This window comes from Micromonospora sp. NPDC002717 (genome assembly GCF_040295705.1).
Classification (GTDB): domain Bacteria; phylum Actinomycetota; class Actinomycetes; order Mycobacteriales; family Micromonosporaceae; genus Micromonospora.
Genome location: NZ_JBEOVW010000068.1, coordinates 1 through 7,840, shown reverse-complemented (window position 1 = coordinate 7,840; position 7,840 = coordinate 1). Strand labels below are relative to the sequence as shown.

The 7,840-nt window shown below is 73.4% G+C and carries 8 protein-coding genes; 3 read left to right on the top strand and 5 right to left on the bottom strand.

Annotated elements, in window-relative coordinates:
• Nucleotides 1-231: 231 nt before the first annotated feature.
• Complete coding sequence (locus ABT006_RS34690; protein ID WP_350712706.1) at nt 232-1,677, bottom strand: MFS transporter; 1,446 nt, start codon at nt 1,675-1,677, stop codon at nt 232-234.
• 85 nt (nt 1,678-1,762) lie between these two features.
• Complete coding sequence (locus tag ABT006_RS34685; protein ID WP_350712705.1) at nt 1,763-1,999, bottom strand: hypothetical protein; 237 nt, start codon at nt 1,997-1,999, stop codon at nt 1,763-1,765.
• Nucleotides 2,000-2,142: 143 nt separating this feature from the next.
• Between ABT006_RS34685 and ABT006_RS34680 the strand changes: the two genes are divergently transcribed.
• Complete coding sequence (locus ABT006_RS34680; protein WP_350712704.1) at nt 2,143-3,300, top strand: geranylgeranyl reductase family protein; 1,158 nt, start codon at nt 2,143-2,145, stop codon at nt 3,298-3,300.
• A 114-nt stretch (nt 3,301-3,414) separates the two neighbouring features.
• Nucleotides 3,415-3,603 (top strand): hypothetical protein, encoded by a 189-nt coding sequence (locus ABT006_RS34675; RefSeq protein WP_350712703.1) that lies wholly within the window; start codon nt 3,415-3,417, stop codon nt 3,601-3,603.
• Nucleotides 3,604-3,718: 115 nt separating this feature from the next.
• On the opposite strand, the gene ABT006_RS34670 is transcribed toward ABT006_RS34675, so the two are convergent.
• On the bottom strand, nt 3,719-5,509 hold the full coding sequence (locus tag ABT006_RS34670) for a bifunctional metallophosphatase/5'-nucleotidase (protein WP_350712702.1): 1,791 nt from the start codon (nt 5,507-5,509) through the stop codon (nt 3,719-3,721).
• Nucleotides 5,510-5,719: 210 nt separating this feature from the next.
• On the opposite strand from ABT006_RS34670, the gene ABT006_RS34665 reads away from it, so the two are divergent.
• The gene (locus ABT006_RS34665; protein ID WP_350712701.1) at nt 5,720-6,622 is read left to right on the top strand and encodes an SDR family oxidoreductase; all 903 of its coding nucleotides are present in this window, start codon (nt 5,720-5,722) and stop codon (nt 6,620-6,622) included.
• 23 nt (nt 6,623-6,645) lie between these two features.
• Here ABT006_RS34665 and ABT006_RS34660 read toward each other — a convergent pair whose 3' ends face one another.
• Both ABT006_RS34660 and ABT006_RS34655 read right to left on the bottom strand, forming a co-directional pair.
• Nucleotides 6,646-7,305: a nucleotidyl transferase AbiEii/AbiGii toxin family protein gene (locus tag ABT006_RS34660; RefSeq protein WP_350712700.1), complete on the bottom strand. Its 660-nt coding sequence runs from the start codon at nt 7,303-7,305 to the stop codon at nt 6,646-6,648.
• Nucleotides 7,302-7,643, bottom strand: coding sequence for a hypothetical protein (locus ABT006_RS34655; RefSeq protein WP_350712699.1), 342 nt, complete (start codon nt 7,641-7,643; stop codon nt 7,302-7,304). The genes ABT006_RS34660 and ABT006_RS34655 overlap by 4 nt, the downstream gene beginning before the upstream one ends.
• Between the last annotated feature and the right edge of the window lie 197 nt (nt 7,644-7,840).

Sequence of the window (7,840 nt, the reverse complement as noted above, 5' to 3'; positions counted from 1 at the left end):
CCGAGGCCGCACAGACCGTGCAGGTGTCGGCGTACCCCGACCACTACGCCCAGTGGGAACAGCAGGCCGCCGACCTCGTCGCCAAGCACTGGAACCACTGACACACAGGCGCATGATGCCGCTGGCCGGTACCCCGCCCGGGGTGCCGGCCAGCGGCGTCCTCGCGTCACAAGCGGGGCGGACACGCACCGGGTCGGGTCGCGGCTGGGCGGTCGCGTGCGGGTGCGGCGGTCAGCGGCGGTGGCCGAGTACGACGTCCACCAGGGCGGCGACCAGCGCCAGCGCGATGACCGCGGCGGCCAGCAGGAGGGAATGCCGGAAAGCGACGGCGTAGTCGCCGTCGCTGCCGGCCAGCGACGAGAAGAAGACGGAGCCGACGGCGGCGATGCCGGCGGCGGAGCCGATGCGTTGGCCGGTCTGCAGCATGCCCGCGCCGCTGCCCGCCTGGGGCACCGGCACCTGGGACAGGGTGAGGGTCTGGTTCGGGGCGATCACCAGGCCGCTGCCCAGCCCGGCGACCAGCAGCGGCGCCGCGGTCAGCCACGGCACCACAGCACCGGCGGGCGCCAGGGCGAGCACGCCGACCACCGCGACGAGCCCGACGACCACGGTGAGCAACCCGACCGCGACCAGCGGCCGGCCGAAGCGGTTGACGATCCGGCCGCCGAGGGCGGACGCCGCGGCCGAGCCCAGCGCGAACGGGGTGATGGCCACGCCGGCGACCAGCGCGCTGTAGCCGAGGCCGTTCTGGAGGTAGAGCGTGAAGACGAAGAAGATTGCGGTGAACCCGCCGAAGTAGACCAGCGCGATCAGTGATCCGAGGGCGTACGACCGGAAGCGGAACAGGCGCAGGTCGAACAGCGGATCCCGGCGCCGGGCGTACCACCGTTCCCAGGCCCCGAAAGCGGCCAGGGCGAGCAGCCCGGCCGGCACCAGCAGCCACTTCGCGCGGCCCTGCCACTGCTGCTGCTGCACCAGCGGCAGCAGCACCAGCAGCACGCCGAGCCCGAGCAGCAGCACTCCGACGGGGTCCAGCCGCCGGTGGTCCGGGGGGCCCGCCCGGCGGCCGGGGAGCAGCCGCCACCCGAGGACCACCGCCACGATCCCGACGGGCACGTTGACGAAGAACACCCAGCGCCAGCCGTGCTCCTCGCCGCCGATGGCGATCAGCAGGCCGCCGAGCAGCGGGCCGACGGCGGTGGAGATGCCGATGGTGGCGCCGAGCAGGCCGAACGGGCGGCCCCGCTCGGGCCCCTGGAACAGCTCCTGGATCAGGCCGGTGACCTGCGGGTTGACCAGCCCGGCGGCGGCGCCCTGGAGCAGTCGGGCCCCGACCAGCCACGCGGGGGAGGCGGCCAGCCCGGCGAGGGCGCTGGCGAGCGTGAACAGGGCGATCCCGAAGACGAAAGCGGTGCGCCGGCCGCGCGCGTCGCCGAAGCGCCCGGCGGGAACGAGTACCAGCCCGAACGTCAGGGCGTACCCGGAGAGCACCCACTGCAGGTCGCTGGGGGAGGCCCCGAGGGCGCGGTCCATCGAGGGGACGGCGACGTTGACGATGCTCACGTCGAGCAGCGTCATGAATGCGGCGACCAGCCCGACGCCGAGGGCCTGCCAGCGCCGCCGGTCGTCCGGGGAGGCGGTGGCGTCGGCCGGTCGCGGCGTACGCGCCGCGCTCATCGTGCCTCCCGTGGACCGGTGGTCGGGCATCGCTGTCCGCTACCCCGGTCCCCGGGAGGCGAATCGTGGCGGGCCGCCCGCCAGGTCACGCCAACTGTTGGGCGCAGAACCGGGGGCCGAAGTCCAAACCGGCCATCGGCGAGTCCTCGCGGTGCAGCAGGTTCTTCTCGGTGAGCAGGTGCAGTGGCGCGTGCAACTGCTCCTCGGTCAGCCCGGCCTCCTGGGCGATCAGGTCCGGGTACGGCACCTGCCCGCGCGCCTCCAGGGCCGCGACGGCGTCGTACACCCGTTCCTCGACGTCCGACAGTTGGACCTGCCGCATGATGTCCTCCTTCGCCTTGCCCGCCCCACGGGCGGTTGCGCCGCGCGGTTACCCCGTGGCCGGCCGAAGATGCCCACCCGATCGGGCGGTGATCCGGTCGCGCCGACGCCCCCGCAACCGGCCTCCTGGCATACGCTGCACCGGTGATCATCTGGGATCTCGCCGTCGTCGGCGCCGGCCCCGCCGGCCTCTCCGCCGCCCATGCCGCCACCCGCGCGGGCCTGCGCACACTCGTGCTGGAACGGGCCTCCCACCCCCGCTACAAGACCTGCGGGGGCGGCCTGATCGGCACCTCGCTCACGGTGGTCGCCGACCGGATCGACGTCCCGGCGCACGACCGGGTGGACCGGGTCACGTTCACCCGGGACGGGCGACGCCGGTTCACCCGACGGCACCCCGACGGCCCGCTGGTGACGATGGTGCGGCGTGAGGAGTTCGACGACCGGCTGCGGGTCGCCGCGGTCGCGGCCGGCGCCGAGGTCCGCGAGCGTGCCGCGGTCCGCGCCGTCGAGCAGGACCCCGAGGTCGTACGCCTGCGGCTGGCCGACGGGGAGACGGTGCGGGCGCGGGCCGTGGTCGGCGCGGACGGCTCCTCGGGCGTGACGGCCCGGCACGTGGGGGTCCGTCACCGGCAGGTCGACCTGGGACTGGAGCTGGAGCTGCCGGTGCCGCCGCGGGAGCAGGACCGCTGGCGGGGCCGCGTGCTGCTGGACTGGGGCCCGCTGCCCGGCTCGTACGCCTGGGTCTTCCCGAAGGGCGACCGGCTCACGGTCGGTGTGATCGCCGCACGGGGCGAGGGGGAGCGGACCCGGGCCTACCTGCGCGCGTTCGTCGACCGGCTGGGTCTGTCGGGGGTGGAGCCGGCGCACGACTCGGGGCACCTGACCCGCTGCCGTGCCGAGGACTCCCCGCTGCGTCGGGGCCGGGTGCTGGTGGCGGGCGACGCGGCGGGGCTGCTGGAACCGTGGAGCCGGGAGGGCATCAGCTACGCGCTGCGCTCCGGCGAGCTGGCCGGCGCCGCGGTCGCCGCAGGCGACCTGGCGGGCTACGAGCGGGCGGTGGCGCGGGATCTGGTGCCCTCGATGCGCGCGGGGCACCGGCTGTTGGACGTGTTCGCGCGGCGGCCGGAGGTCTTCCACGCGCTGCTGGCGACCCCGCCGGGCTGGCGGATGTTCGTGCGGTTCTGCCAGGGGCGGGCGAGCTTCGACGAGACGTTGGGCCGGGCCCCGGTGCGGGCGGCGCTGGCGCTGCTGGACCGGCTGCCGGCCCCTCGCGCGCCGCTGGCGAAGCTGCCGTCCTGACCGGGCGGACGGATGTCACCGACCCTGTCCTTCCGACCAGGATCCTAGGATGCTCTAGGGGTGGTGACGCCGGGCGCCATGGGCGGAGAATGACGGCGTCGAGGGGGAGAGCAGATGGCAGAGGACCGCTCCGAGTCGCCGTTCACCGACGACGAGTACGCCTTCCTGCGGCACGTGCGCTTCGGCGAGATGCCGCCGGCGGTCCCGCCCGAAGAGCGGGTCGCGCTGACCGAGACCGAGCCGCGCCGGGACCGACCGGATTCGGAGGCTTCGGACCGGTGGGACCTGCGGCACGGCGCCTGACGGCGCGTCGCGCGCGGCGGCGTCGCCTCGTTCGCGCGCGACCTGCCCGGGATGCGGCCCGGTACGCGGACGGGCCGCGGGCGATTCCGCCCACGGCCCGTCCGGTGATCGTCGGTCAGAAGACCGGCACGCCCTCGCGCACCAGCTTCCAGTTCGGCTGGTAGAAGTCGGCCGGGTCGATCGCTCCCTTGGCCTGCGCCCAGTCGATCAGCAGCTGACGGATCTCCTGCTGCTCGTTGTAGACCTGGGTCTTCACGATGCCGGGGAAGTTGCCGCCGCCGCTGCGGCGGTAGTTGTTCACCGCCACCACGAACTGCGCGTTGTCCGCCACCGGGGTGTCGGTGCCGGGCAGCACCAGGCGGGTGATGCGCTGGCCCACCGGCCGGGAGATGTCGATGTCGTACTCCAGGCCGGAGAAGACGTCGTAGTTGTAGTCCGGCACCGCCGGGTCGCTGATCGTCTCCGGGTCGACCGGGGCGCCCGGGGCGAGGGTCCGGAAGTACTTCGCCGAGTACTCCAGGTAGGCCCGCACCTCGGCGCCGCTGAGCACGACGGCCTCGAGGGTGTTGTCGAAGACGTACAACCCGGCCACGTCGCGGATCTTCACGTCGCCGGCGGGGAAGACCGCCGTGCGGCTGAACGGCGCCGCGATCGACAGCACCGGCAGCGCCGCGTACGACGTGCCGGCGAGCGCCTGGCCGACCACCTCGGTCTGGACGTGGTTGATGAAGTCCAGGATCGGGGTGTCCTTGTACCGGCTCTCCGCCGCCGACAGTTCCACGGTGGAGCGCGCCACGACCTGGTTGACGTACGCGACGGTCTTCTGGTGCTGGGCCCGCACGGCGGCGAGGACCTTCGGGTCCTCCACCACGGTGTTGGTGTTCAGCAGGGCGGCGGTCTTCTTGGTGATCTTCCACCGGCCCCTCTCACGGGCCAGCGTGAAGTCCATCCGGCTCAGCCGCTGGCCCCACTTCGACGGCTCGGTGAGCAGCACCTGCTCGCCGCTCCGCGCGTTGGTCACGAACTTCTCGGCGACCTCGGCGTGGGCGTGGCCGAAGAGGATCGCGTCGATGCCGGGGACCTGCTCGGCGATGAGCGCCGTCGGGTTCTCGTTCGGCAGCTCCGGGCCGTAGCTGGAGGTGCCGCTGTCGCCGCCGTGCGCGGAGATCAGCACGATGTCGGCGCCGCGCTCCCGCATGATCGGGACGTACTTCGCGGCCGTGGCGACCATGTCGTCGAACCGCAGGCGGCCCTCGACGTTGGCCTTGTCCCAGATCGCGCTGCCCGGGTTGGTCAGGCCGAGGATGCCGACCCGCAGCGGCGGCGCGGCGAAGCCGACGGAGACCTTCTTGATGACGAACGGCAGGAAGGCAGGCTTGCCGGTGGCGACGTTGACGGCGTTGGCCGCCAGCGCCGGGAAGCCGAGCTGCGAGATCCACTTGGCCAGCAGCGGCAGGCCGTAGTTGAACTCGTGGTTGCCCAGCGTCACGGCGTCGTACCCGAGCACGTTCATGGCGTTGGCCATCGGGTGCGTCGCCCCGGTGGTGGTGATCGGTTCCTGCTTGGCGTAGAAGGTGGCCAGCGGCGTGCCCTGGATGGTGTCGCCGGCGTCGAGCACCAGCGTCGCCTTGCCCCGCCGCTCGGCGCGGATCTGGTTGACGAGGGTGGCCAGCTTGGCGACGCCGACGTCGTTGTGCTTGCTGTCGTCGTACTCGGCGTCCTTGTAGTAGTCCCAGTTGTAGACGTTGCCGTGGGTGTCCGAGGTGCCGAGGATCGTGAGGTCCCAGGTCCGCGACCGGGCCGCGCCGGCCGCGTGGGCGGGGGTGGCGGCGATCAGCGGGACGCTCGCCGCCGCGGCCGCGGCGGCGAGCACCGTCCGACGCGACGGGCCGGAGGGAGAGGTCATGACGTGCCCTTCCATGGGGGTCGGGGCGCCTGGTGGGCGCCGAGCGCACCCTAACGAGCGGCCGTCACTCCTGCCACAGCAGCCCGAGGTGTCCCACACCACCAGCGTCCGGGGCCGCTCGGTGTAACACCGCCGCACCCGTTTCCGCCCGCCGGCTCAGGGTAGGGCGGTCGGATACCAGGAACCCGACAGGTGCGCGAGGAGACGTCGGTGAGCGAGGACCAGCACACCCAGCAGGACCCCACCAGCCAGTACGGCCAACAGGAGGGGCAACCGGGGCAGCAGCAGACGCCGCCCGGCGCGACCGGCAGGATGACCCCGAGGCCGGACCACGGCGAGGAGTCGTACCACGGCAGCGGCAAGCTCGACGGCAGGCGGGCCGTGATCACCGGTGGCGACTCCGGCATCGGCCGCGCGATCGCCATCGCGTACGCCCGGGAGGGCGCCGACGTGCTCATCTCCTACCTGGGCGAGGAGGAGGACGCCGACGCCCGGGAGACCGTCCGGCTGGTCGAGGAGGCCGGCCGCGAGGGCGTCGCCGTGCGCGGCGACATCACCGACCAGCGGCACTGCGAGGAGCTGGTCGAGCGGGCCGTGCGGGACCTCGGTGGGATCGACATCCTGGTCAACAACGCCGCCTACCAGATGGCGCAGGAGAAGGGCATCCTCGGGATCAGCGACGAGCAGTTCGACCGGGTGCTCAGGACCAACCTGTACGCCATGTTCTGGCTCTGCAGGGCGGCGGTGCCGCACATGTCCGAGGGCTCGACCATCATCAACACCTCGTCGATCCAGGCGTTCGACCCGTCGCCGCAGCTGTTGGACTACGCCACCACCAAGGCGGGGATCGCCAACTTCACCAAGGCGCTCGCCGCCGACCTGGCGGAGCGGGGGATCCGGGTGAACGCGGTGGCGCCCGGCCCGATCTGGACGCCGCTGATCCCGGCGACCATGCCGCAGAAGAAGGTCGAGCGGTTCGGCCAGGACACCCCGGAGGGGCGCCCCGGCCAGCCGGCCGAGCTGGCGCCGGCGTACGTCTTCTTCGCCTCCCAGGAGTCCAGCTACGTCACCGGCGAGGTCCTCGGCGTGACGGGCGGACGCCCCACCAAGTAATCCCCGCGCCCCGCGCCCCCGGGTCAGCGGGGCCAGACGGCGAGGCGGGCGCGGACGCGGGCGACGGCGGCGGCGTCCAGGCCGTAGCGGGCGAAGCGTCGGTCCGGCAGCCGGTCCAGGTAGCGGCCGGCGGCGCGGACGTCCGACGGATCCAGGGCCGGGTCGAGCTGGCGGGCCAGCTCCAGCAGTTCCGCCACGTCGTGCTGCTCCAGGGCCGCCGCCACGTCGATGTAGTCCCGGACCTCCCGCCGGTTCACCAGTGCGGCGGTCTTGTTCGCCATCAGGTCCCGCACGTCCATCACGGGGCCGAGGTCCATCACCACCGGGCTGCGGTGCCGGTCGAGGCGGGCCAGGCTGAGTCGGATCCGCCGCCCGTCCCGGCTCACCACGAAGTCCTTCAGGTCTCGGTCGAACCCGTCGAACAGGTCGGCCAGCTCGCTGTCCGGGTCGGCGTCGCTCACCTCGAACCCGGCCCGCTCCAGCGCCGCCCGCACCCCGTCCGCCGCTGCGGCGGCCGCCCCCTCGACGTCGGCGAAGAGGTCCACGTCCTCGGTCGGGCGGGTCACCAGCCCGTGAGCCGCCCAGGCCACGCCGCCACCGAGCACGAACCGGTACGGCCCGGCGGCGGACAGGGCTACGCGGGCCACCTCCCGGTAGAAGTCGTGCGGGTGCGCGGCGTTCACGCCGTACGCAGACCCCGGTGGCGGATCTCCCACGCCTGGCGTACGCCCCTGGGGAGGTTGAGCAGCCGCCACACCCGACGTAGGGTGCGCCCGTTGATGAGCACGCGGAGGTCCTCCGCGCGGGTGGTCTCCCGCAGGACGTTCTCGTACATCCAGAGCAACTCGTCCGGGTCGCCCAGGTCGAACGTGCGGTCGGCGTTCCACATCAGCCGCACCGGCAGCTCCACGACGCCGCGGGTGGGGCCGGCGAGCTCGGTGAGTGTCCGGGTCACCACGGCGGGCCGGCCCGGGCGGGCCAGGGGGGCCACGCGGGTCGCGGTGGGGGAGAGGCCGTGCATGCTGTCAGGGTAACGCCAGGTCCGCGGTTTGTCGGTGCTGGCTGTGCTGGGTTTGTCGGGTGGCCTGCGGTGGTTGGGTGCGGTTCGCGGTGGCTTTGTGGCTTGCTGTGGGGTCGTGGTGGGGTGTGGCCCGCCGTGCCCGGCTCCGGGCGGTCAGGCTATGCCGCTGAACATCGTCTGCTTCCGCGCCAACCCGC

Excerpts from the sequence above, each read along its gene's own strand:
- ABT006_RS34690 (WP_350712706.1), bottom strand. The coding sequence starts at position 1,677 with ATGAGCGCGGCGCGTACGCCGCGACCGGCCGACGCCACCGCCTCCCCG.
- ABT006_RS34685 (WP_350712705.1), bottom strand. The coding sequence starts at position 1,999 with ATGCGGCAGGTCCAACTGTCGGACGTCGAGGAACGGGTGTACGACGCC.
- ABT006_RS34675 (WP_350712703.1), top strand. The coding sequence starts at position 3,415 with ATGGCAGAGGACCGCTCCGAGTCGCCGTTCACCGACGACGAGTACGCC.
- ABT006_RS34670 (WP_350712702.1), bottom strand. The coding sequence starts at position 5,509 with ATGACCTCTCCCTCCGGCCCGTCGCGTCGGACGGTGCTCGCCGCCGCG.
- ABT006_RS34655 (WP_350712699.1), bottom strand. The coding sequence starts at position 7,643 with ATGCACGGCCTCTCCCCCACCGCGACCCGCGTGGCCCCCCTGGCCCGC.